Annotated in this window: 19 protein-coding genes; 9 read left to right on the forward strand and 10 right to left on the reverse strand. The window is 71.5% G+C overall.

The features are described 5' to 3' along the window. Positions 1 to 10: 10 nt before the first annotated feature. The 4 genes from H4696_RS00260 to H4696_RS00275 form a co-directional block, all read right to left on the reverse strand. Complete coding sequence (locus tag H4696_RS00260; protein WP_086863638.1) at positions 11 to 883, reverse strand: helix-turn-helix domain-containing protein; 873 nt, start codon at positions 881 to 883, stop codon at positions 11 to 13. Between the two features lie 148 nt (positions 884 to 1,031). Continuing rightward, the gene (locus H4696_RS00265; protein WP_086863637.1) at positions 1,032 to 1,829 is read right to left on the reverse strand and encodes a siderophore-interacting protein; all 798 of its coding nucleotides are present in this window, start codon (positions 1,827 to 1,829) and stop codon (positions 1,032 to 1,034) included. Beyond that, complete coding sequence (locus H4696_RS00270; protein WP_192781963.1) at positions 1,829 to 2,710, reverse strand: PDR/VanB family oxidoreductase; 882 nt, start codon at positions 2,708 to 2,710, stop codon at positions 1,829 to 1,831. The genes H4696_RS00265 and H4696_RS00270 overlap by 1 nt, the downstream gene beginning before the upstream one ends. 2 nt (positions 2,711 to 2,712) lie before the next feature. After that, complete coding sequence (locus tag H4696_RS00275) at positions 2,713 to 3,333, reverse strand: MSMEG_1061 family FMN-dependent PPOX-type flavoprotein (protein WP_169734964.1); 621 nt, start codon at positions 3,331 to 3,333, stop codon at positions 2,713 to 2,715. A 67-nt stretch (positions 3,334 to 3,400) separates the two neighbouring features. On the opposite strand from H4696_RS00275, the gene H4696_RS00280 reads away from it, so the two are divergent. After that, positions 3,401 to 4,018 carry a TetR family transcriptional regulator gene (locus H4696_RS00280; protein WP_192781964.1) on the forward strand — a complete coding sequence of 206 codons (618 nt, stop codon included), beginning with the start codon at positions 3,401 to 3,403 and terminating at the stop codon, positions 4,016 to 4,018. On the opposite strand, the gene H4696_RS00285 is transcribed toward H4696_RS00280, so the two are convergent. Together H4696_RS00285 and H4696_RS00290 are read right to left on the reverse strand one after the other, a co-directional pair. Continuing rightward, positions 4,008 to 5,276 carry a right-handed parallel beta-helix repeat-containing protein gene (locus H4696_RS00285; protein ID WP_086859344.1) on the reverse strand — a complete coding sequence of 423 codons (1,269 nt, stop codon included), beginning with the start codon at positions 5,274 to 5,276 and terminating at the stop codon, positions 4,008 to 4,010. The two genes, H4696_RS00280 and H4696_RS00285, sit on opposite strands and share 11 nt — an antisense overlap. Positions 5,277 to 5,330: 54 nt before the next feature. After that, the gene (locus H4696_RS00290) at positions 5,331 to 5,759 is read right to left on the reverse strand and encodes an iron chaperone (protein WP_086859342.1); all 429 of its coding nucleotides are present in this window, start codon (positions 5,757 to 5,759) and stop codon (positions 5,331 to 5,333) included. Between the two features lie 108 nt (positions 5,760 to 5,867). Between H4696_RS00290 and H4696_RS00295 the strand changes: the two genes are divergently transcribed. Continuing rightward, positions 5,868 to 6,440 carry a TetR/AcrR family transcriptional regulator gene (locus H4696_RS00295; protein ID WP_211299668.1) on the forward strand — a complete coding sequence of 191 codons (573 nt, stop codon included), beginning with the start codon at positions 5,868 to 5,870 and terminating at the stop codon, positions 6,438 to 6,440. A 794-nt stretch (positions 6,441 to 7,234) separates the two neighbouring features. Here H4696_RS00295 and H4696_RS00300 read toward each other — a convergent pair. Further along, positions 7,235 to 7,813: a LuxR C-terminal-related transcriptional regulator gene (locus H4696_RS00300; RefSeq protein ID WP_086859346.1), complete on the reverse strand. Its 579-nt coding sequence runs from the start codon at positions 7,811 to 7,813 to the stop codon at positions 7,235 to 7,237. Positions 7,814 to 7,837: 24 nt separating this feature from the next. Between H4696_RS00300 and H4696_RS00305 the strand changes: the two genes are divergently transcribed. Continuing rightward, a complete protein-coding gene (locus H4696_RS00305; protein ID WP_086859338.1) occupies positions 7,838 to 8,818 on the forward strand; it encodes a histidine kinase in 981 nt (326 codons plus the stop codon). Here H4696_RS00305 and H4696_RS00310 read toward each other — a convergent pair. The 3 genes from H4696_RS00310 to H4696_RS00320 form a co-directional block, all read right to left on the reverse strand. Continuing rightward, positions 8,760 to 9,491 carry a polysaccharide deacetylase family protein gene (locus H4696_RS00310; RefSeq protein WP_086859336.1) on the reverse strand — a complete coding sequence of 244 codons (732 nt, stop codon included), beginning with the start codon at positions 9,489 to 9,491 and terminating at the stop codon, positions 8,760 to 8,762. The two genes, H4696_RS00305 and H4696_RS00310, sit on opposite strands and share 59 nt — an antisense overlap. A gap of 797 nt (positions 9,492 to 10,288) precedes the next feature. After that, on the reverse strand, positions 10,289 to 11,095 hold the full coding sequence (locus H4696_RS00315) for an NAD-dependent epimerase/dehydratase family protein (protein WP_086859334.1): 807 nt from the start codon (positions 11,093 to 11,095) through the stop codon (positions 10,289 to 10,291). A gap of 26 nt (positions 11,096 to 11,121) precedes the next feature. After that, the gene (locus H4696_RS00320) at positions 11,122 to 11,922 is read right to left on the reverse strand and encodes an IclR family transcriptional regulator (protein WP_086859332.1); all 801 of its coding nucleotides are present in this window, start codon (positions 11,920 to 11,922) and stop codon (positions 11,122 to 11,124) included. Positions 11,923 to 12,081: 159 nt separating this feature from the next. On the opposite strand from H4696_RS00320, the gene H4696_RS00325 reads away from it, so the two are divergent. The 6 genes from H4696_RS00325 to H4696_RS00350 all read left to right on the forward strand — a co-directional run bounded on the left by H4696_RS00325 (position 12,082) and on the right by H4696_RS00350 (position 20,919). Next, positions 12,082 to 13,587, forward strand: a complete 1,506-nt coding sequence (locus H4696_RS00325) for a sodium:solute symporter family protein (protein WP_086859330.1) — start codon at positions 12,082 to 12,084, stop codon at positions 13,585 to 13,587. Positions 13,588 to 13,639: 52 nt separating this feature from the next. Further along, positions 13,640 to 14,575 carry a 5-dehydro-4-deoxyglucarate dehydratase gene (locus H4696_RS00330; protein ID WP_192781965.1) on the forward strand — a complete coding sequence of 312 codons (936 nt, stop codon included), beginning with the start codon at positions 13,640 to 13,642 and terminating at the stop codon, positions 14,573 to 14,575. Continuing rightward, entirely contained in the window at positions 14,575 to 15,831 is a 1,257-nt protein-coding gene (locus H4696_RS00335) for a glucarate dehydratase family protein (RefSeq protein ID WP_192781966.1), read from the forward strand. Before H4696_RS00330 ends, H4696_RS00335 begins: the two co-directional genes overlap by 1 nt. 4 nt (positions 15,832 to 15,835) lie before the next feature. Beyond that, a complete protein-coding gene (locus H4696_RS00340) occupies positions 15,836 to 16,963 on the forward strand; it encodes an alpha-amylase family protein (protein ID WP_086859053.1) in 1,128 nt (375 codons plus the stop codon). A gap of 15 nt (positions 16,964 to 16,978) precedes the next feature. Beyond that, positions 16,979 to 18,430: an aldehyde dehydrogenase (NADP(+)) gene (locus tag H4696_RS00345; RefSeq protein WP_086859052.1), complete on the forward strand. Its 1,452-nt coding sequence runs from the start codon at positions 16,979 to 16,981 to the stop codon at positions 18,428 to 18,430. 137 nt (positions 18,431 to 18,567) lie between these two features. Continuing rightward, positions 18,568 to 20,919: a polysaccharide lyase 8 family protein gene (locus H4696_RS00350; protein ID WP_086859051.1), complete on the forward strand. Its 2,352-nt coding sequence runs from the start codon at positions 18,568 to 18,570 to the stop codon at positions 20,917 to 20,919. The last annotated feature ends 15 nt before the right edge of the window (positions 20,920 to 20,934 follow it).

Raw genomic sequence — 20,934 nt, forward strand, 5'->3', positions numbered from 1 at the left:
CGCGCGTGTGTCAGCCCGCCCGGCGCAGGGCGGCTGGGGTCGTGCCGAGCTGGGCACGCAGGACCCGCGTCAGGTGTTCCTGGTGCGAGAACCCGCAGCGGACGGCGATCTCCGCGATCGGGGCGTCGCCGGTACGCAGCAGCAACCCCGCCTGTTCCACGCGCAGCCGCAGCAGGAAGCGGTGCGGGGGCAGGCCGGTGCGGGCCTTGAAGCGGCGGGAGAACTGGCTGACGCTCAACCCCGCGAGCGCCGCCAGCTCGGCCAGCGGGACCGGCTCGGCCAGCCGGTCCGCCATGAAGTCCCGGACCGTCGCGAACTGCCGGTCCGAGAGCCCGCGGCCGACGGCTTCCGGCACGGTCCCGGCACCGTGGCGGCGGACGAGCTGGGCCGCGACGAGCGCCCCCAGCTGGTCGGCGTAGGTGCGGGCGCTGGGTTCCCAGTCGCGAACGACGCCGTCGAGGCTCAGCACGAGCTGTTCGAGCAGGGGATCGGTGCTGCCCAGCTCCTCGGCGAGCCGGACCGGCGCGTTCTCCCCGGCGGCTTCCTGCACGGCGTCGTCGGCGAGGTAGACGTGCACGGTGTCGAGCTCGCCGCCCAGCTCGACGGACAGCTCCGCGTGCGAGGGCTGCAGGAAGAGCCCGCCGACGGGCATCCGCTTGCTCTGCTCGCGCGCGGTCCCGACGCCGCGGCGTACGGTCACCGGGCCGTCGAGGTGCAGGATCAGCTGGTGGCTGCGCGCGGCCCCGAACTCGGCGCGGTAGGGGCGTTCGCGCTGCCGGGAGACGTAGACGCGGTCCCAGCCGAGGCCCGCGCTGGTCCGGTCCGGGCGCACCCAGGGCAGGGCGAGGATGCCGTTGGTGTCGGCCAGCCCGAGTTCGCCCACGCCCGTCTCCTCGTCGTCGAGGCTGCTCGCGATGGTACGCCCGCCCTACTGCCAACGTCTTGAATGAGTCATTCAGGACCTCCGAAGACCTGAATGACTCATTCAAGACGTTCGGCGAGCCGATCACCGGCGGCCAACGCACCGCGGCTCACCCCGGCGCGGCCCGCCCCTGTCGCCAGTAGCCCAGGAACGCGATGTCCCCCTTCGCCCAGCCCCGCTCCCGCACCAGGTGACGGCGCGCCCCGGTGGCCAGCGCCGCCTCCCCGGCCACCCACGCATAAGCCGGTCCGGGCGGAAGGTCCGCAGCCACGAGCGCCGACAGAGCCAGCTCGCCCGGCCGGTCCTCCGCCCGCGCCCGGGGCAGCCACCGCACACGCACCCCCGCAGGCACCTCGACCTCCCGGACATCGGCCGCCGAAGGCACCTCCAGGAACACCTCCGCCACCAGCCCGGCAGGCGCGTGGTCGAGGATCGCCAGGATCGCGGGCACCGCGCTCTCGTCCCCGGCCAGCAGCTGCCACGGAACCCCGGGCGGCGGCAGGTAACTGACACCGAGGTCGAACACCCCGGCCGGATCGCCCGGGCGCGCCCGCCGGGCCCAGGAAGCCGCCGGGGCGTCGCCGTCGTGCAACGCGAACTCGATGTCGATCTCGCCGGGACGGGCTCGGCGGATCGTGTAGTTGCGGACCCAGGGGCGGCGGCTCTTCGGCAGCATCAGCACCTCGGCCATCCAGCCCTCGTTGTCCGGCGTCGGCATCCGCAGCCGGTCCTGGCCCGCGCGCGGGAAGAACAGCCGCACGGCCTGGTCGTGGCCCGCCGGTTCGAGGTCGGCGAGGTCCGGGCCGCCGAGGGTGATCGTGCGGAACGACGGGCTCGGCGCCGTGTTCGCGCGGACTTCGAGGGTGAGCATCCGCCGCGTCTTCGGGCGGCGCACCTTGGGGATCATCAGACGTCCAGCACGAGCCGGGGCGAGCGCGCCCGTGACACGCAGGCGTACATCCGGCCCTCGGGTGCGCCGATGTCGTCGCGGTGCTCGGGTTCGCCGTCCAGCACGGAAAGCTCGCAGCTGCCGCAAACCCCTTCGCGGCAGCCCGACGGCACCGGACGGCCGGCGTGGTTCAGCGCGTCGAGCAGGGATTCGTCGGCGGGGACGCGGATCGTGCCGCCGGACCGCGCGCACTCCACTTCGAACGGCGTATCGGGCCCGAACTCCCGCCGCGTGGGCTGGAAGCGTTCGGTGTGCACGCGCGGGAACAGCGCTTCGGCCGCGTCCACCATGGACGCCGGGCCGCAGCAGTAGACCTCCGCCGCCGGGAACTCCGCCGCCAGTGCCGCGAGGTCCGGGCGGCCGTGGCCGAACAGCCGCACGCGGTCGCCGAACTCGGCGCGGAGGTCCGCCGCGAACGGCATCGTGCTGGGCGAACGACCGGCGTACACCAGCGTCGCCGCGGGCCCGGCGGCGCGCAGCATCGGCAGGATCGGCGTGATCCCGATGCCGCCCGCCAGGAACAGGTATTCCGGCGCCGGCACGAGCGGGAAGTGGTTGCGCGGCGCGGAAACTTCGAGCGTCCGGCCCGGTTGCAGGAACAGGTGGACGTACTCCGAGCCACCGCGGCTGAGCGGGTCGTGCCGGACCGCGATCCGGTACGCCGAGAGGTCGGCCGGGTCCCCGCACAGGGAATACTGCCGGGTCAGCCAGTTCGGCAGCGCGAGGTCGATGTGCGCGCCCGGTTCCCACGCTTCGAGCGGCCCTTCGTCGCCGCGCAGGACGAGGGAAACGACGTCGTCGGCGACGCGCTCGACGCGGTCGAGGATCGTTTTCTGCATGGTCAGTACAGCTTCCGGTAGCCCTCTTCGAGCAGCTGCTCGAGGAGTTCGGGATCGGCACCCATCGCCTCGGCGGCGACCTCGCCCGCCGACGGCAGCTCCGCCGCCAGCGCCTGGCTCGCCGGATCCCACAGCCGCGAGCGGATCAGCGCGCGGCCGCAGTGGAAGTACACCTGCTCGACCTCGATGATGATGGCGAGCATCGGCTCCTTCGCTTCAGTGCGCATGCGGGCCAGGACGTCGGGCTCGTCGGTGACGTACGCGCGGCCGTTGACACGCAGGGTTTCCCGCGTGCCGGGGACGAAGAACAGCAGGCCGACGCCGTCGTTCTCGGCGATGTTGCGGAAGGAGTCCGCGATCTTGTTGCCGGTGCGGTCGGGCATGGCGAGGGTGCGTTCGTCGAGGACCTTCACGAACCCGGGGTAGTCGCCCCGGGGCGAGCAGTCGGCGCGGCCCGCGGCGTCGGCGGTGGCCAGCGTCAGGAACGGCGAATGGGCGATGAAGCGGCGGGCGTGCCGGTCGATGCGGTCGCCGATCTTGGCTTCGATCATCGCTTCGGGCTCGCCCAGCCGGGCGCGCACCTCGGCCATGGTGACTCGGCTCAGCGTGTTTTTGCTGGTCATGGCACAATTATGAGCAAATACTCAGATCCTGCGCTACTCGCTTTCGAGCAGCGCGCGAGGAGGGGCCGTGAGTTCGGCCGAGCGCCGCATCCAGCCACGTAAACAGCCGCGTCAGGTCCGCGCCGAGCTGACCCGGGAGCGGATCCTGACCGCGGCTGCTCACGTTTTCGGCGAGTTCGGCTACGCCGCGGGCACCACGAACCGCATCGCCGAGCACGCCGGCATCTCCATCGGCTCGCTGTACCAGTACTTCCCGAACAAGGACGCGATCCTGGCCGAGCTGCTGGTCCGCCACCTCGATAAAGGCACCGCCGCCACGGAACGGATCCAGCACGGGGAACTGCCCGCCTCGATCGAGGAGATCTTCCGCGTGTTCGTCCGCGGCGCGATCGAAACCCACCTCGGCGACCCGCAGCTGCTGCGCCTGCTCATCGAACAGGCGCCGCGGTCGAAGGAGCTGCTCGACAAGGTCGAGCGGCTGAAGCAGTCCCTGGTCTCCTACGTCCAGGAGCTGTTCGACCACCACCCCGAGGTCCGGGTCGCCGACACCGAGACGGCGGCCCGGCTCTGCGTCACCACGACCGAGCTCGTCGTCCACCAGCTCGTGGCCGACCGCGAGCCGGTGGACGCCGGGAAGCTGGAGAACGAGATGGTCGCGATGCTGACCCGGTACGTCACGGGGTGAACTGGTAGGCGCCCGCGTCGATCCGCGTGCCGATCGCGTTTCCGTCGACGTCGACGTCCGCGTACTTCGTCGTGCCGAGGCCGATCGCCGGGCTCGTCGGCTGCAGGATCAGGTTAGTGGCCGAGGTGAACTTCGGGTCGGCGACCTTGTCCGTGGTGCCCGGTGTGAACTGCCGCTGGCCGCCGTAGAAGACGTTGTGGTCGGTGGCGGTCCAGCCGGTGTCGGCGTACCCGACCTTCATGGCGGCCTGGACGACGTTCTGGGTGAGCTTCAGGGTCTGGTTCGTGCAGCCGCCGTAGCAGACGAAACCCTCGGATTCGGCGTTGCTCAGCCGGACCGAGTTGTTGCGGAAGACGGTGCCGGTCACCGGGCCGTTCTGGTCGTCGGCGCCGCGCGTCACGATGCCGCCGCGGGTCTTGGCGCCGAAGACGGCGTTGTATTCGTAGACGTTGTCGCGGGACACGCCGTCCGGGTCGCCGGCGTCGGTGCCGAGCTCGGTGAAGGACTCGTTGTCCTCGGAGATGTTGTGGTGGATGACGTTGCCGGAGCCGTAGAAGATCTCGACCGCGGCGCCGTCGAGGCCGCCGAAGTCGTCGCTCACCGCGATCGAGCCGCTGATCCGGTTCCAGCCGATGTCGGATCCGTTGCCCTGCACCAGGATCGCGAACGCGCCCGAGTCGTCGCTGCCGCCCGGCGTCACGACGGTCATGTGGTTGTTGTCGACGAGGTCGTTCTGCGTGACTTCGGTGCCGTCGGCGCTGGGGGCGATGTAGACGCCCGCGCCGGCGCCGGTGATGTAGTTCGAGAGCACCTTGTCGTGGTCCCCGCCGACTTCGACGCCCGCCCAGGAGCAGCGCCCGGCGTCCGCCGCGACGCCGACCTGCAGGTCCTGCACCGTGAGGTAGCTCCCCGGCAGGTCGACGCAGGCTTCTTCGTTCCCCTGGACGATCGGGCGCGCGCCGGTGCCGTAGGCGCCGATGGTCACCGGCGCGGCCGCGCTGCCGGAGCCGCGGACGGCGAGCCCGCCGCTCCAGGTCCGGCCGCGGCGCAGCAGCACGGTGTCCCCGGGGGCCAGGGTGGTCGCGGCGACCTTGGCGAGGGACTTCCACGGCGCCGACTGCGACGTCCCGGCCGCGGTGTCACTGCCGGCGGCCTGGTCGACGTAGTAGGTCTTCGGCGCGGCGGCCGCGTCGGTGGCGGTGAAGGCGGTGGCCGCGAGTGCGGCGAACACGCCCAGCGAAAGCAGCTTCTTCGACATGGCGCGCGACGCTAGGGCGGGCTTGTACACGCGGCGTACAAGCCCGGGCCCGGATCAGGCCACCGCGCGCGTCACCAGCTCGGCGATTCTCTGCTCCACCGCCGGGGTCACCGCGGTGAGCGCGAAGCCCGCCGCCCACATCTCGCCGTCGTCGAGGTTCGCCTGGTCGCTGAAGCCGAGCGTCGCGTAGCGGGCTTTGAACTTCTCCGCGCTCTGGAAGAAGCAGACGATCTTGCCGTCGCGCGCGTAGGACGGCATGCCGTACCACAGCTTCGGCTCGAGCACCGGCGCGTTCGCCGTGACGACGGCGTGGACGCGCTCGGCCAGGATCCGGTCCGCCGGCGCCATTTCCGCGATCTTCGCGAGCACGTCCCGTTCCGCCTGCGCCGCTTTGTCCGCCTGCGACGCGCGGCGCGCCGCGGTCTTGAGCTCTTTGGCGTGCTCCTTCATCGCGGCGCGCTCTTCGGCCGTGAACGTGGTCATGGCGGTACTCCTTCGCGTTATCGGCACGGATCGTGCCGTTGGGCGCCATCATGGACGCGGCCGCGCCGGGCTGTCAATGGCACGGCGCGTGCCGTTATGCTCCGGGGCATGGCCGAACCGCGACGCCGGGGCGCCGCCCGGACCGCCGAACTCCTCGACGTGACCCTCGAACTCGCCGCCGAGGCCGGCTACGCGGGCTTGAGCATCGAGGCGGTCGCCCGCCGGGCCGGGGTCGGGAAGCACACCATCTACCGGCGCTGGCCGTCCATGGCGGCGCTGCTGCTGGACGCGCTCGCCCGGGTCTGGACCACCGACCTGGACTACCACGACACCGGCGACGTCCGGGCCGACCTGCGCGAGCAGTTCCTGCGTTCGGCACCCGCGCTGGCCGCACCGCCGATCGGACCGGTGTACCGCGCGGTGATCGCCGAGGCACAGGCCGACGAAACGCTGCGGGCCACGCTGCACGAGCGGTTCTTGCGCACGGTCGAGGAAAGCACGCTGGCCCGGATCACCCGGGCGCAGGAAGCGGGGGAGCTCGTCGACGGCGTCGACCTGGCGTTCCCCGCGGAAGTCCTCTGCGGCACGCTCTACTACCGCTACCTGCTCTCCACCCGCGTCGCCGACGAGCAGACCGTCGACGCCCTGCTGGACATGTTCATGGCCGCGTACGCGCGTTAGCCAGCCGCTCGGCGGCCTGCGCGCGGACCGCCTCGCCGCACGCTCCTCCGCGGTGAACCGCCGGCCGCGGAAGTCCTGGTACGCCGCCAGGAAAGCCGCGGAGCTCGCGACCGGAGCCAGTGTCGTCGGCGAGTCGCTGGAGAACGTTCCGGAGGCCGCGCCCACGAGTGCCGCTTCCGGCTGCCACGCCAGGCTGTCCCAGTCGTGCACGGACCGGACCTCCTCGTCCCAGCGGAGGTTCTGGGCTTCGAAGTCGGCGTGGCCCAGCACGCACGGCAGGTCCGTGGCCAGCAACCGGGCGCGGGTCCGCGCCGCAGTTTCGACGACGTAGCCGGGCACCGCGCGCTGGGCCCGCTCGTCCAGGAAGCCGATCGGCGGCCACAAGCCCGGGCCGTCGTGGTCCCACCGCGCCCAGCGCGGGTTCGGCAGCGGCGGCGGGACGCGGACCTCGGCCAGCTCGGTCATCAGCCACGCGAACACCGCCGCGTAGCGCACCGCGATGTCCGGCGAGTCGCCGCGGAGCACCTCACCGCCGGGCCGGTACTCCTCGGCGTGCACGGCCAGCCCGTCCGCGAAGGTCACCGCGGTGAGCGGCCGGGGACACGGGAACCCTTGCGCGGCCAGGTGTTCCTGCGCGGCCACGCAGGACGCGGCCCGGCCGTCGTCCGCACGGGCCTTCACCACGACTTCCCGGCCGTCGGCCAGCCGGAGCCCGACGACGTCCGACAAGGACCGGCGCTCGAACAGCACCTCGGCCGGGGTGCTTCCCAGGCGCTCCGCGCACCACGACCCGATCACCGGTCCCTCGCCAGCAGCGCCGCCTGGGTGCGGCTCGTGACGCCCAGCTTGGCCAGCACGTTGCCGACGTGCACCTTCACCGTCCGCTCGGCGAGCCGCAGCCGGGCCGCGATGTCCCGATTGGACAGTCCTTCGCCGAGCAGCGCCAGCACGTCCCGCTCGCGCGGGGTCAGCGCACCGCCCGCGCTCAGCGCCGACGCCACCGCCGGGCTCAGCGCGGCCACGCCGTGGTGGGCGGCCCGGACGGCGGCCGCCAGCTCGTCGCCGGAGGAGTCCTTGAGCACGAACCCGGCCGCGCCCGCGTTGAGCGCTTCCCGGATTTCGCGGGGCCGCCCGACCGTGGTCAGCATCAGCACCCGCGGTGCCGTGGCCGGGAGCCGGCGCAGGACTTCGAGGCCGTCCATGCCGGGCAGGTACAGATCGAGCAGCACGACGTCGGCCTCGACGGCGGAGGCGAGCAGCTCCGGGCCGCTCCCGTACTGCGCGACGACGTCGAGATCCGGTTGCGCGCCGAGGATCAGCGCGATGCCCTCGCGCACGAGCGCGTGGTCGTCGACGACCTGGACCCGGATCATCCCGTTCACTCTACTGTCGGCCGCATGCGTCAGTCTTTCGTCACGACGGCGGCGGTCGCCGCGGTGTTCTTCGCCAGCGGGGCGTGGACGCCGCAGCAGGGGTGGCTCGCGGCCGGGCTCAGCGCGGTGCAGCTCGTCCCGCTGCTGTGGTCGCGCCGCGCGCCCGCGGCCGTGCTTGTGCTCGTCACCCTCGCCACGGCCGGGCACCTGCTGCTCGACCACCCGCGCAACACGATGTACGTGCCGGTGCTGCTCGCGCTCCACAGCACGCCCCAGCGGTGGCTCGCGGCGTCCGCGGCGCTCGCCGTCGGGGCCGCGGTGTTCCCGGCGAAGGGGCCGGTCGACGGCACGGTCCTCGCGGTGACGATCTGCGCCGTGGCGTGGCTGCTCGGCGCCGAACGCCGTCGTGCGCTGGCCGAGCGGGCCGAGCGTGCGGCCCGGCGGCTGCACGACACCCTCGCCCAGACCACGGCCGTCATGCTGGTGCAGGCGGAGACCCTGCGCGCGGTCGGCGACCTCACCGACGCCGACCGCGAGCGCCTCGACACCCTCCTGGCCGCCGGGCGCGGCGCGCTCACGCTGGTCCGCCGCACGCTCGACGACCTGCGCGACGACGCCGAACGAGCGCCCGACTTCGCCGAGGTGCTGGCCACGCTGCGCACCGCGGGGCTGGTCCTCGACCGCGACCCGGTACTGCCCGCGCTGCCGCGCCCGGTGCGTGAGCTGGCCGAGCGGTTCGTCGCGGAGGTCGCGGTGAACGCGTTGCGGCACAACGGTCCCGGCGTCCGGCTGCGGCTGGACGTCGAAGCGGGCGACCCGGTGAAGATCACCGCGCGCAACGCGCTCAAGGGAACACCGCGCCCGGGCGGCGGGTACGGGCTGGCCGGCCTCGCGCAACAGGCCGGCGGCGCGTTGTCCTTCGGCCCGCGCGACGGCGAGTGGGTCGTCAGCGTCGAGCTGCCAGCAACTCCGTCACGGTCACGAACCGGTAGCCGCGCTGCTTGAGCCGGTCGAGGATCGGCCCGATCGCCTGCCGGGTCTGCCCGCGCGCGGCGTACATGGCGTGCAGCAGCACGATCGACCCGGGCCGGACCTGGTCGACGGTCGTCCGCTCGACGGTCGCGGCGTCCGGCGTCCCGTCGGAATCCGGTTCGACGTCCCAGGTGACGGTCGTCCGGTCGTGCTCGGCGAGGTAGTGGGGGAGGGCGAAGAGCTTCTTGCCGTTCGGCGGCCGGAAGAGGATTTCGCCCGTGTAGCCGGTGGTGCGGATGAGGGCGTCGGTGGCTTCGACCTCGTCGGCGACCCAGGCCGGTGTCACGCCGATCATGCGTTCGTGGCTGAAGCTGTGGTTGCCGATCTCGTGACCGGCCGCGGCGATGGCGTGCGCGAGTTCCGGGTGGGCGGCGATGTCGCGGCCGATGAGGAAGAAGGTGGCCGGGACCTCGCGCTCGCGAAGCGTGTCGAGGATCGCCTGGGTACCGGCGGGATCGGGCCCGTCGTCGAAGGTGAGCGCGACGATCTTCTCGGTGGTTTCGACGCGGTTCACGAGAGTGCCGAAGAACTGGAAGGTCCGCGACTTCGACACCTCGAACAGCGTGACCGCGGCGGCGACGACGAGCACCAGCGCGCTCGCGACGACGACGGCCCACTTCCGCGCGCGGCGGGATCTCAAGATCATGAGTGCCACCCTGGCCCCGGCACCGGCCCCGGGGAAGCCGCCAAGGTACTAGTACCAAAGTCAGGTCAGCCCGGCCGATCCGGCTGCCCGCACGTCATGAACGGGTCGTTCACCTCGCCAGACGACATGAACGACCCGTTCATGTCGTCGGGTGCCGGGGCTCCGGCAAAGTCAGGCCGGAGGAGGCTGGCGATTCGCCCCAATGTGGCGTTCGGTGCGTTGAACGCACCGAACGCCACATTGGGTGCATCCGGGACCAGCACACCAGACCCAGCAGCCACATCGGTCACCGGCCGTACGTCATGAACGGGTCGTTCATGTCGTCGAGTGCCAGGGTCCCGGCAAAGTCGGATCAGCACGGCCGATCCGGCTGCCCGCATGTCATGAGCGGGTCGTTCACCTCACCAGACGACATGAACGAGTCGTTCACGACATCACGGCCGGGGTCCCGGCAAAGTCACGCGGCTGGGCCGCTCTGCCGTCGGTGACCAGCTCGCGCGACGTCTTGAATGACTCATTCAGGTCTTCGGAGGTCCTGAATGAGTCATTCAAGACGCTGGTGCAACGCTGCGGGCTGCAACGACGCGACTTTGCCGGAGCCCTGTCGTCGAGTGCGGTGAAAGGGTCGTTCATGATCTCGAGCCCGAGATCACGGGGGACCGCCCGCCCGAAGCCGGCCGGTCCGGCGACTTTGCCGGGACCCTGTCGCCAGACGACATGAACGGGTCGTTCATGACATCCCCGCGACGCCGGGCCGACCGCGGCCGCTCTGCCGCCGTGACCCGCACGCTGGAACGTCAGAGCGGGTTGAAGACGCCCAGGGGAGCGGTGCAGAACGGGCCGCCGACGTACTCCGCCGCCGCACCCGTCGGGGCGGGGCGGGAGGCGAGCTGGTCCGCGTACACCTCGGCGTCGTCCAGCGACTTGTAGCCCAGCGCCTCCGCCTCGGCCAGCGAGTAGATCCGGCGCGTGTTGTCCGAGACGCCCCAGATCAGCCGGTACCCGGGCGACGGCGCCGCCAGGCAGGCCTCGAACAGCCGGGCCCCGTCATCCGGGGACAGCCACGTCGTCAGGCCGCGCGGGCCCAGCGGCAACGGCGTCTCGAAGCACGAGCCGATCCGGATCACGATGACGTCCATGCCGAAGCGCGAGTGGTACAGGCTGCCCAGCGCTTCGATCGCCGCCTTGGAGACGCCGTAGTACGTGTCCGGGCGCGGGGACGAGTCCGCCGGGAGGTCCTCGTCGTTGCGGCGGAAGCCGACCGCGTGGTTGCTCGACGCCAGGATGACGCGGCTGATCCCGGCGGACCGCGCCGCCTCCAGCACCGTGTGCGTGCCGTTGATGTTGACGTCGAGCGTCGCTTCCCACGAGTTCTCGCGGCTGTGCCCGCCCAGGTGGATAAGCGCGTCGACGCCTTCGCACGCCGAAGCCATCGCCGCCGCGTCGGTCACCGAGGCCGTCACGATCTCCTCGGAGGCGTCCGACGCCGTCTGCGGGGCGACGTCGAGCAGGCGCAGCACCCGGCCTTCGCGCTTCAAGCGGGGGCGCATCAGGGTGCCGACGACACCCGCCGACCCGGTGATGAGCACACGCTGGTCCGTCATGGGGTTCCTCTCGGTAAGGGCGGCGGTCAGCGAATTCCGGCCCGGCGCAGCTGCTGCCCGAGCTCGGCGGTGGTTTCGGCGAGCAGCTCGCCGACGCGCCGCGCGTCGGCGTCGGTCACCTGGGAGATCGGCATCGAGCAGCTGATCGCGTCCGTGCCCGGGATCCGGTACGGGATCACCGCGGCGACGCAGCGGACGCCCAGCGTGCCCTCCTCGACCTCGGCGGCGTACCCGCGCTCGCGCGTCGCGGCGCACTCGGCGTGCAGGCCTTCGAGCGTGGTGATGGTGTTCGGGGTCAGCGCGGCCAGCGACGCCGGCATCAGCGCCTCGATCTCGTCGTGCGTCAGCTCGGCCAGCAGCGCCTTGCCCAGCGCGGTCGCGTGCGTGGGCAGCGTGCGCCCGACGCGGGAGACGAGGTGCGTGGAGCGCTGCGATTCGCGCGTCTCCAGGTAGACGACCTCGGTGCCGTTGCGGCGCGCGAAGTGTGCGGTGAAGCCGGTCTTCTCGCGGATGCGCTCCAGGGCTTCGGTGGCGAACGGGACGACGGCGTCGCGGTCGAGGTACGCCGTGCCGCAGATCAGCGCGCGGACGCCGAGGCGGTAGCGCGCGGTGTTGGTGTCCGCTTCCAGCCAGCCCGCTTCCAGCAGCGTCCGCAGCAGCCCGTGCAGCGACGAGCGCGGAAAGCCCGTGCGCGCGTGCAGGTCGGACAGCGACAGCCAGACGTCGTTCGCCGCGAACGTCTCGATGAGGTCGACGGCCCGGCGCGCGGACTTCACCCCCGACGATTCGGCGGGAGCACCCTCGGCCGTGTCCACCTTCTGCGGCATTTGTGCTCCTCCGTCCGGCCGTTGACTTGTGACTCCGGCCATATTAGCGTCCCGAACAACGTTCTTATGGATGAACATAATCACTATAACAGACTCCGTTCATGGATGTGAACATCTCCTTCGAGACCGCATCGACGTGGACGCGGAAAGGAGCCTGCGGTGCACGCACTCGACTGGACGATGGTCTGCGCGTACTTCGCGCTGATGATCGTGATCGGCTGGTGGTCGCACAAACGGGTCAGTGACGTGAAGGACTTCTTCACGGCCGGCGGCAAGATGCCGTGGTGGCTGGCCGGCATCTCGCACCACATGTCCGGCTACAGCGCCGTGCTCTTCGTCGCGTACGCGGGCGTCGCGTACACCAGCGGCGTCACCGTGTACTTCTGGGGCTTCGCCAGCATCGGCATCGGCGTGGGCATCGGCAGCTGGCTGTTCGCCGCGCGCTGGAACCGGTTGCGCTCGAAGCTCGGCGTCGCCTCGCCGCTGGAGTACCTGGCCAAGCGGTACAACGTGCCGACGCAGCAGGCCCTCGCCTGGAGCGGCAGCCTGCTGAAGATCTTCGACATCGCCGCCAAGTGGTTCGCCGTCGCGACCCTGCTGCACGTCTTCGCCGGGCTGGACTACAACCTCGGCATCCTCATCACCGGCGCGGTCACCCTGGTCTACTGCACCATCGGCGGCCTGTGGGCCGACGCGCTCACCGACTTCGGCCAGTTCGTCATCCAGGCCATCGCGGCGATCGTGATGATCGTCGTCGTCCTCGGCAAGCTGGGCGGGATCTCCGCGCTCTGGACGATGTGGGACAAGCTGCCCGAGAACCACGTCAACCCCGTCACGGCCAAGTACACCACCATCTTCCTGCTCGTCTACGTGCTGGTGAAGACGCTGGAGTACAACGGAGGCATGTGGAACCTGGCGCAGCGGTACATGGCCGCGCCGAACACCCACGAGGCCAAGCGCGGCGCGCGGCTTTCGTCGGCGCTGTACCTTTTGTGGCCGCTGGTGCTGATGTTCCCGATGTTCGCGGCGCCGCTGCTGATCCCGGGCATCAAGGACCCGACGCAGTCCTACGCCATCATGACGACGACGTTCCTGCCGCCGGGCCTGGTCGGCCTGGTGCTGGCCGGCATCTTCTCGCACACCATGGCGATGGTTTCCTCCGACGCCAACGCGATCTCCGCGGTGATCACCCGCGACATGATCCCGGCGATGTTCCGCCGCACCCGGCAGTGGACCGACGTCCAGGGCCTGAAGGCGGCCCGGATCACCACGGTCATCTTCGTCGCGCTGACCATGCTCGTGGCCACGCAGGCGCAGAACCTCGGCGGCGTGCTGCAGATCGTCGTCAACTGGGTCGCCGCGCTGATGGGCCCGATCTCGATCCCGCTGCTGCTGGGCATGCTGCCGTGGTTCCGCAAGTGCGGCCCGCGCGCGGCGCTGGTCTCCTGGGCGGGCGGCCTGATCGACTACGCCCTCTGCTACTACGTCTTCAACGCGAACCAGACCGTGCTGATCGCCACGCCGATCCTGGTCTCGCTGGCCCTGTACGTCGGTCTCGGCCTGCTCGCGCCCGAGCGCAGCGCGGCCGCCGATGAGATCGTCGACACCGTGAACGCCGACGACGACGTCGACCGCACGAAGGCGGGCACGGCCGTGCCCGCCTGACCGACGCCGGTCCACCCCCGGCCGCACCCGACAAACGGAGAGCAGAAAACAGATGGCACAGACCGAGATCGCGCTGGACGGCCTGCTGGCCTTCCCCCTCACCCCGTTCACCGAGGACCTCGAGGTCAACCTCGACGCGCTCGCGGAGAACGTGGAGAGCCACATCGCGGCGGGCGCCGGCGCCCTGTTCGTCGCGTGCGGCACGGGTGAATTCAGCTCCCTGTCGCCGGCCGAGCACGCCGCTGTGCTCGCGAAGACCCGTGAGGTCGCCGCGGGCCGGGTGCCGGTCTGGGTGGGTGCGGGCGGGGGTGCCGCCTCGGCGCGGGCGGGCGTCGCCCTCGCCGAGGCCGGGGGTGCCGACGGTGTCCTGCTGCTGCCGCCGTACCTGGTCACCGGGCCGCCGGCGGGCCTGGTCGACTTCGTCCGGTACGCCGTCGGCGACTCGTCGGTGCCGGTGATCGTCTACCACCGCGGCACCGGCGTGTACACCGCGCAGACGGCGGCGGCGCTGCTCGACATCCCCTCGATCGTGGGCCTGAAGGACGGCTACGGCGACGTCGAGGTGATGACCCGGATCGTCACCACCATCCGCGCGCTGGACACCGAGCGGGCCCGGAAGTTCTTGTTCTTCAACGGGTTGCCGACCGCGGAGGTCTCGGCCAAGGCGTACGCCTCGATCGGCGTCGCCCGGTACTCCTCGGCGGTGCACTGCTTCGCGCCGGAGATCGCGCACCGCTTCCACCGCGCGCTCGGCGAGGGCGACACCCGCGTGATGGACGCGCTGCTGACCGGCTTCTACCTGCCGCTGGTGGCGCTGCGGGACGAGACGCCCGGGTTCGCCGTGTCCATGGTCAAGGCCGCCGCCCGGCTGCGCGGCGACAAGGTCGGCCCGGTCCGGCCGCCGCTGGTCGAGCCGACGCCCGAGCAGGTCCGCCGGCTCGAGAAGATCGTGGAGGACGGCTTCGTCACGCTGAAGGCGCTGGGCTGATGAAGATCCTCGATGTGGTGCTGACGCCGGTCGCGTTCGCCGACCCGCCGCTGCTCAACGTCATGGGCGTGCACGAGCCGTTCGCGCTGCGCAGCGTCGTGCAGGTCAAGTGCGAGGACGGGATCGTCGGGCTCGGCGAGTCCTACGGCGACTCCGCGTTCCTCGGCGAGGTGCGCAAAGTGCTGCCGCAGCTGCGCGGCCACGACGTCTTCGACCTGCCCGGCCTGCAGCGGCTGGTCGCGCAGGCGTTGTCGGGCACGGTGCTGACCGACGCGCACGGGCTGATCGGCGGGTTCTCCATCCGCAAAACCGTGGCCAGCGTGTATTCGCTGTTCGAGGTCGCCTGCATGGACGCGCAGGGCCAGTACCTCGGCCGGTCGATCACCGACCTGCTGGGTGGCAAAGCGCGTGACGCCGTCGAGTTCTCGGCGTACCTGTTCTACAAGTACGGCAAGCACGTCGACGGCCGCGAGGACTCGTGGGGCGAGATCACCACGCCGGAAACCCTGGTGGGCTCGGCGAAGCGGATGATCGACGAGTACGGCTTCCGGTCGATCAAGCTCAAGGGCGGGGTCTACGAGCCGGCGCAGGAGGTCGAGGGCATCCGCGCGCTGGCCGAGGCGTTCCCCGGGCACCCGCTGCGAATCGACCCGAACGGCGCGTGGACGGTGGAGACCGGCATCCGGGTGGCCTCGGAACTCGACGGCGTCCTGGAGTACCTCGAAGACCCGACGCCGGGCATCGAGGGCATGGCGCGGGTGGCCGCGGAAGCGTCGATGCCGTTGGCCACCAACATGTGCGTGGTCAACTTCGGCGACATCGAGCCGGGCTTCCGGGCGCGCGCGATCGGCGTCCTGTTGTCGGACCACCACTTCTGGGGTGGTCTGCGGGCGACGCAGTCGCTGTCGACGACGTGCGAGAGCTTCGGCGTCGGCCTGTCGATGCACTCCAACAGCCACCTCGGGATCAGCCTGGCGGCGATGGTCCAGGTCGCCGCGGCGACCCCGCACCTGACCTACGCCTGCGACACGCACTGGCCGTGGAAGGTCGAGGACGTCATCGAGCCGGGCGTGCTGGAGTTCCGCGAGGGCGCCGTGGCGGTGCCGACGACCCCGGGACTCGGTGTGCGGCTGGACGAGGACGCGCTGGCGCGGCTGCACGAGAACTACGTCCGATGTGGACTGACCAAGCGGGACGACGTGACCTACATGCGCAAGTACGTCGCCGGGTTCGAGCCCAACACGGCGAGGTGGTGACCCGGTGAAGGTGACGGGATACGCCTACCCCTGGGACGTCCTGGAGCCCGGGTTCGCTTCGCGCGTCCAGGATCTGGGCGTCGACGAGGTGGCGGTGGCGCTGTCGTACCACAGCGCCCGCGCGGCGACGCCGTGGTCGGCTTCGCGGACGGCTGTGGTGGCGCGGCACGCGGCTTTCTACCGCCCGGTTTCGGACGGGTGGGGCGCACTGCGTCCGTCCACTCCGGACTGGGTGACTTCGGCGGACTCCGGGGGCGACGCCGTCCGGCTGCTCAACGAGGCCGGGATCCCGGCGGCTGCCTGGATCGTGCTGACCCACAACTCCCAGCTCGGCTACGAGCACCCGGACGTCGTGGTCCGCAACTGCTTCGGCGAGCCGTACCCGTGGGCGCTGTGCCCGTCGCAGCCCGCGGTGCGCGAGTACGCGGCGACGCTGACCGCGGAAGCCGTCGCCGGGCTGGAACTGTCTTCGGTGATCCTCGAAGCCTGCGGCCCGCTCGGCGCGGTGCACCAGCACCAGCACGAGAAGACCGACGGCGTCTGGGCGCCCGCGGTGGCCCGGCTGCTGTCGATCTGCTGTTGCGACGCCTGTGCGTCGTCATGGGACCTCGACGCCGACGCCGTCCGGGCGCAGCTCGTCGAGGAGGTCCGGCGCTTGATCGCGACCGGTGACCTCGGCGTCACGGCCGACGGTCTGCCGCCATCGCTGACCTCGATGCTCCTGCGGGTTCGGCAGGAAGCCACCGACGCCCTGCGGGCCGCGGTTTTGGCGACGCTGCCGGCGGGGATCCGGATCGTGTTGCACGGTGCCCTCGACCCGTGGGTCACCGGCGCGCTGCCCGGGCTGACGCCGTCCGCTGCGGACGACGTCGACGCGGTCGTATTGTTCGGCTGGGCGCCCGCCACGGGTGCCGAAGCCGTCGCCGCGGCTCGCGAGGCGTTGCCCGAGCGGGTCGCGATCGGCAGCTACATCACCGCGGTCGCCGCCGCCCCGGTGCCGGACATCGCCGCGTACGCCGGCGAGCTGGCCAAGGTGGGCGCCGCGGAGCTGCACCTGTACCACCTCGGACTGGCCGGTCCGGGTCGCTGGGGCGACCTGGACCAGGCCACCGCTGCCGCCCATGAGAACTGAGGAGCTGTTCCACCCATGAGCCAGGCCACCGACGCCGCCACGCTCGAGAAGATCCTGGCGGGGGCCGCCGCGGCCGCCCGTCCCGCCGCCGAGGCGACCCCGGCCGAGCGCGCCCGCTGGCTGGTCGCGGCTGCCGACGCCCTCGACGCCGCCGACGACCTCGTCCCGCTCGCCCACGACGAGACCCACCTGCCCGCCACCCCGCGGCTGGCCGGCGAGCTGAAGCGCACGACGTTCCAGCTGCGCCTGTTCGGCGAGGTGCTCACCGACGGCGAGTTCCTCGGCGCGACCGTCGACCACGCCGACCCGGACTGGCCGATGGGCCCGCGCCCGGACATCCGCCGCGTGAAGACGGCGATCGGCCCGGTGCTGGTGTTCGCGGCCAGCAACTTCCCGTTCGCCTTCAGCGTCGCGGGCGGCGACACGGCGTCCGCGCTCGCCGCGGGCTGCCCGGTGATCCTCAAGGCGCACCCCGGGCACCCGGAGCTGTCCGCGCTGACCGGCCGGATCGTGCGCGAAGCCCTGATCGGCGCCGGCGCGCCCGAAGGAATCTTCGACGTCATCTTCGGCCAGGAGGAAGGCGTCACGGCGCTGAAGGACCCGCGCATTTCCGCGGCGTCGTTCACCGGGTCCATCCCGGGCGGCCGGGCGTTGTTCGACATCGCGAACGCGCGGCCGCGGCCGATCCCGTTCTACGGCGAGCTGGGCAGCGTCAACCCGGTCGTCGTCACCGAGGCCGCGATCGCCGCGCGCGGGGAAGCCGTCGCGAAGGGGTACGCCGGGTCGTTCACCCTCGGCGCCGGGCAGTTCTGCACCAAGCCCGGACTGCTGTTCCTGCCGGAGGACCACGGCCTGACGTCGACTTTGCATGCGGCGCTGGACGGTGCCGCGGCCCAGCCGATGCTCAACGACCGCATCGCCGCCGGGTACGAGGCGAAGCTCGCCGCCCTGCGCGAGGTGCCGGGCGTCGACGTCGTGTCTTCGTCGGCTTCTTCGTCACCCGCGTTCACCCCGACGTTGCTGGCCACGACCGGCAAGCAGTTCCTCGAGGGCGGCCCCGCGGTGCACGAGGAGTGCTTCGGGCCGGCGTCGCTGATCGTCACCTACGCCGACCAGGCCGAGCTGCTGAGCCTGCTCGACGTCGTCGAACCGGGGCTCACCGCCACGATCCACGGCGAAGAGTCCGATGTGGACTGGTTGCGGCCGGTGCTGCCGGCGCTGGCCCGCATCGCCGGCCGGCTGCTGTGGAACGACTGGCCCACCGGCGTGACGGTGAGCTGGGCCCAGCAGCACGGCGGCCCGTACCCGGCCACGACCGCCCCGACCACGACATCCGTCGGCACGGCGGCGATCGAGCGCTTCCTGCGCCCGATCGCGTGGCAGGGTTTCCCGGACGCGCTGCTGCCCGAACCCCTGCAGGAGGCCAACCCCTGGCAGCTGCCCCGCCGCACCGACGGCTCCCGCTGACCCGCACTTTCACGTGAAAGTGCCGACCTGGCCCGTAGCTTTCACGTGAAAGCTACGGGTTGCTGCTCCACCACGCCGCCGCACAACTGAATCCCCGTTCCCCGTAAGCCGGAGATGTCTTCCTGGGAGGCATTGTCATGCCCTTGAACCGGAGAAACGCGCTGCGCGGCGGCGCGCTGGCGGCCGCTTCGACCGTTTTCCTGACCCGTCCCGCCTTCGCCGCGGCGGCCACCACTGCGCCCGCCACGAGTGGAGTCCCGGCGTCGACCGCGCCGATCGTCGCCGCCTACCGGCAGCTGCAGACCGGCATCAACCGGCCGTCGCCGGAACGTGCGGAGGCGCTGGCCAACCTCGGCCGCGTCGCGAAGGCGTACAACGCGAGCCTGTCGGTCGCCGGCGGTGGCGCTCCACTGTGGACGGACCTGCCGCTCGGCCCGGGCAGCGACTACACGACGTCGATGTACGCCCGGCTGCGCGCGATCGCCGTCGACTGGGGCACCCCGGGCGGTGCGCTGGCCGGCGACCCGGCGGTACTGGACCGGATCAAGGCCGCGCTCGAGCTGATCTACGCCAGCCAGTACAACGAAAACGTCGGTGAAATCGGCAACTGGTACACCTACGAGATCGGCATCCCGTACTACCTGCTGCACACACTGTCGGTGGTCGCCGACCAGCTGACGGCGGAGCAGCTGGCCCGCTACCTCGCGCCCGTGAAGCGGTTCGTCGGGAACCCGAACCGGCGCGCCAACAACGCGTCGGTCATCGAGACCGGCGCCAACCGCGCGGACAAGGCGCTGATCTCCATCGTGTCCGGCGCGATGCTCGGCGACACGGCGTGGATCAAAACCGGCATCGACGCGCTCACCGACGTCGCGGGCGGGGGCGCGGCGAGCGTCGTGGCGAAGCTGGACCGCGCGGCCGGTGACGGTTTCCACGTCGACGGCTCGTTCATCCAGCACGACACGATCCCGTACCCCGGCCACTACGGCATCGTGCTGCTCACCGCGCTCGCCGGCGCCATCCACGTCACGCAAGGCACCGAGTACGCGCTCCCGCAGCCGTTGAAGGACAAGATCTACGCGCTGGTCGCGGACAGCTTCGCGCCGTTCGTCTACGCGGGCGCGCTGATGGAGCCGGTGCGCGGGCGGATGCTGTCGCGGCAGGGGGAGACCGGTCACGACATCGGCCACCAGCTCACCGTCGCGACCCTGGTGCTGGCGCGGACGGCGTCCGGCAAGACGAAGACGGACCTGAACGCGCTGGCCGCGAAGTGGATCAAGGAAGGCGCGTACGCCCCGTTCCTGAAGATCCCCGACCCCGAGCGGTTCGCGCCCGGGCCGGACCTCGTGGCGACGCCGGGCATCGAGTTCGCGCAGGACATGCTGGCCTCGGGCGCGCGCCCGGCGCGGGTCGTCGCCACGCACCGGATCTTCGGCCAGCAGGACCGCATGGTGCACGTCACCGACGGCTGGTCGGCCTCCCTCGGCGTCAGCTCGACGCGGATCTCCCGCTACGAAGCCATCAACGGCCAGAACCTCAAGGGCTACCACGTCGGCGACGGCGTGCTCTACACGTTCCTCCCGAACGCCAAGGGGCACTACACCGACGCCTACTGGCCGACGGTCGACCCGCTGTTGCTGCCGGGCACGACCGAGAACGACGGCCCGGTCGACCCGAAGTTCGGCGGCGTGCCGGTCGGGCCGAACCCGCACACCGGCGGAGTCCGCTGGGACGCGCGCACCGGCGCCTACGCGTTCGACTTCACGTCCTGGGACGGCTCGCTGGTCGCGAAGAAGTCGTGGTTCTTCACCCCGGCCGGGATCCTGTGCCTCGGCGCCGGGATCACGAGTACGAGCGAACACGCCGTGCGCACGACGATTGAGAACCGCAACCTCGGCGAAGGCGGGCACGGGATCCTGCTGGCGGACGGCCGGCGCGTGGCCACCGACCTCGGCCAGGCGGCCGCACTGCGCGAACCGCGCTGGCTGCACCTGGAAGACGTCGGCGGGTACGTGGTCCTGGACGGCGCTTCGGTGACGGCGTTGCGCGAGGACCGGACCGGCGCGTGGCGCGACATCGACACCGGTGCCAACACCAAGGGCACCGCGACCCCCAACACGCGCCGGTACCAGAAGCTGGTGCTGGAGCACGGCGTGAAGCCGGCGGGCGCGACGTACGCGTACGCGGTGCTGCCGGGCGCGTCGGCGATCGGCACGCTGGCGGCGTCGTGGGCGTGGCGCGTGCGGGCGAACACCGCGACGGTGCAGGCCGTCCGGACCGGCGAGGTGCTGCTGGCGAACTTCTTCGCGGCCGGTTCGGCCGACGGCGTCAGCGTGTCCGGGCCCGCGTCGGTGGCGGCCGGGCGGGGGCAGCTGGCGGTGGCGGACCCGACGCAGACGCAGGACAGCGTCACGGTGACGGTGCACGGCAAGGCCGTGACGGTGCCGCTCCAGGGCACGTTCGGCGCGACGCGGGTCGTGCGGTTGTAGGGGCCCGGTTACGCT

It is taken from the genome of Amycolatopsis lexingtonensis, assembly GCF_014873755.1.
In the GTDB taxonomy this organism is placed as follows: domain Bacteria; phylum Actinomycetota; class Actinomycetes; order Mycobacteriales; family Pseudonocardiaceae; genus Amycolatopsis; species Amycolatopsis lexingtonensis.

Excerpts from the sequence above, each read along its gene's own strand:
- H4696_RS00310 (WP_086859336.1), bottom strand. The coding sequence starts at position 9,491 with ATGATCTTGAGATCCCGCCGCGCGCGGAAGTGGGCCGTCGTCGTCGCG.
- H4696_RS00295 (WP_211299668.1), top strand. The coding sequence starts at position 5,868 with ATGGCCGAACCGCGACGCCGGGGCGCCGCCCGGACCGCCGAACTCCTC.
- H4696_RS00285 (WP_086859344.1), bottom strand. The coding sequence starts at position 5,276 with ATGTCGAAGAAGCTGCTTTCGCTGGGCGTGTTCGCCGCACTCGCGGCC.
- H4696_RS00270 (WP_192781963.1), bottom strand. The coding sequence starts at position 2,710 with ATGCAGAAAACGATCCTCGACCGCGTCGAGCGCGTCGCCGACGACGTC.
- H4696_RS00305 (WP_086859338.1), top strand. The coding sequence starts at position 7,838 with ATGCGTCAGTCTTTCGTCACGACGGCGGCGGTCGCCGCGGTGTTCTTC.
- H4696_RS00300 (WP_086859346.1), bottom strand. The coding sequence starts at position 7,813 with ATGATCCGGGTCCAGGTCGTCGACGACCACGCGCTCGTGCGCGAGGGC.
- H4696_RS00315 (WP_086859334.1), bottom strand. The coding sequence starts at position 11,095 with ATGACGGACCAGCGTGTGCTCATCACCGGGTCGGCGGGTGTCGTCGGC.
- H4696_RS00330 (WP_192781965.1), top strand. The coding sequence starts at position 13,640 with ATGGCACAGACCGAGATCGCGCTGGACGGCCTGCTGGCCTTCCCCCTC.
- H4696_RS00290 (WP_086859342.1), bottom strand. The coding sequence starts at position 5,759 with ATGACCACGTTCACGGCCGAAGAGCGCGCCGCGATGAAGGAGCACGCC.
- H4696_RS00275 (WP_169734964.1), bottom strand. The coding sequence starts at position 3,333 with ATGACCAGCAAAAACACGCTGAGCCGAGTCACCATGGCCGAGGTGCGC.
- H4696_RS00265 (WP_086863637.1), bottom strand. The coding sequence starts at position 1,829 with ATGATCCCCAAGGTGCGCCGCCCGAAGACGCGGCGGATGCTCACCCTC.
- H4696_RS00320 (WP_086859332.1), bottom strand. The coding sequence starts at position 11,922 with ATGCCGCAGAAGGTGGACACGGCCGAGGGTGCTCCCGCCGAATCGTCG.
- H4696_RS00350 (WP_086859051.1), top strand. The coding sequence starts at position 18,568 with ATGCCCTTGAACCGGAGAAACGCGCTGCGCGGCGGCGCGCTGGCGGCC.
- H4696_RS00335 (WP_192781966.1), top strand. The coding sequence starts at position 14,575 with ATGAAGATCCTCGATGTGGTGCTGACGCCGGTCGCGTTCGCCGACCCG.
- H4696_RS00345 (WP_086859052.1), top strand. The coding sequence starts at position 16,979 with ATGAGCCAGGCCACCGACGCCGCCACGCTCGAGAAGATCCTGGCGGGG.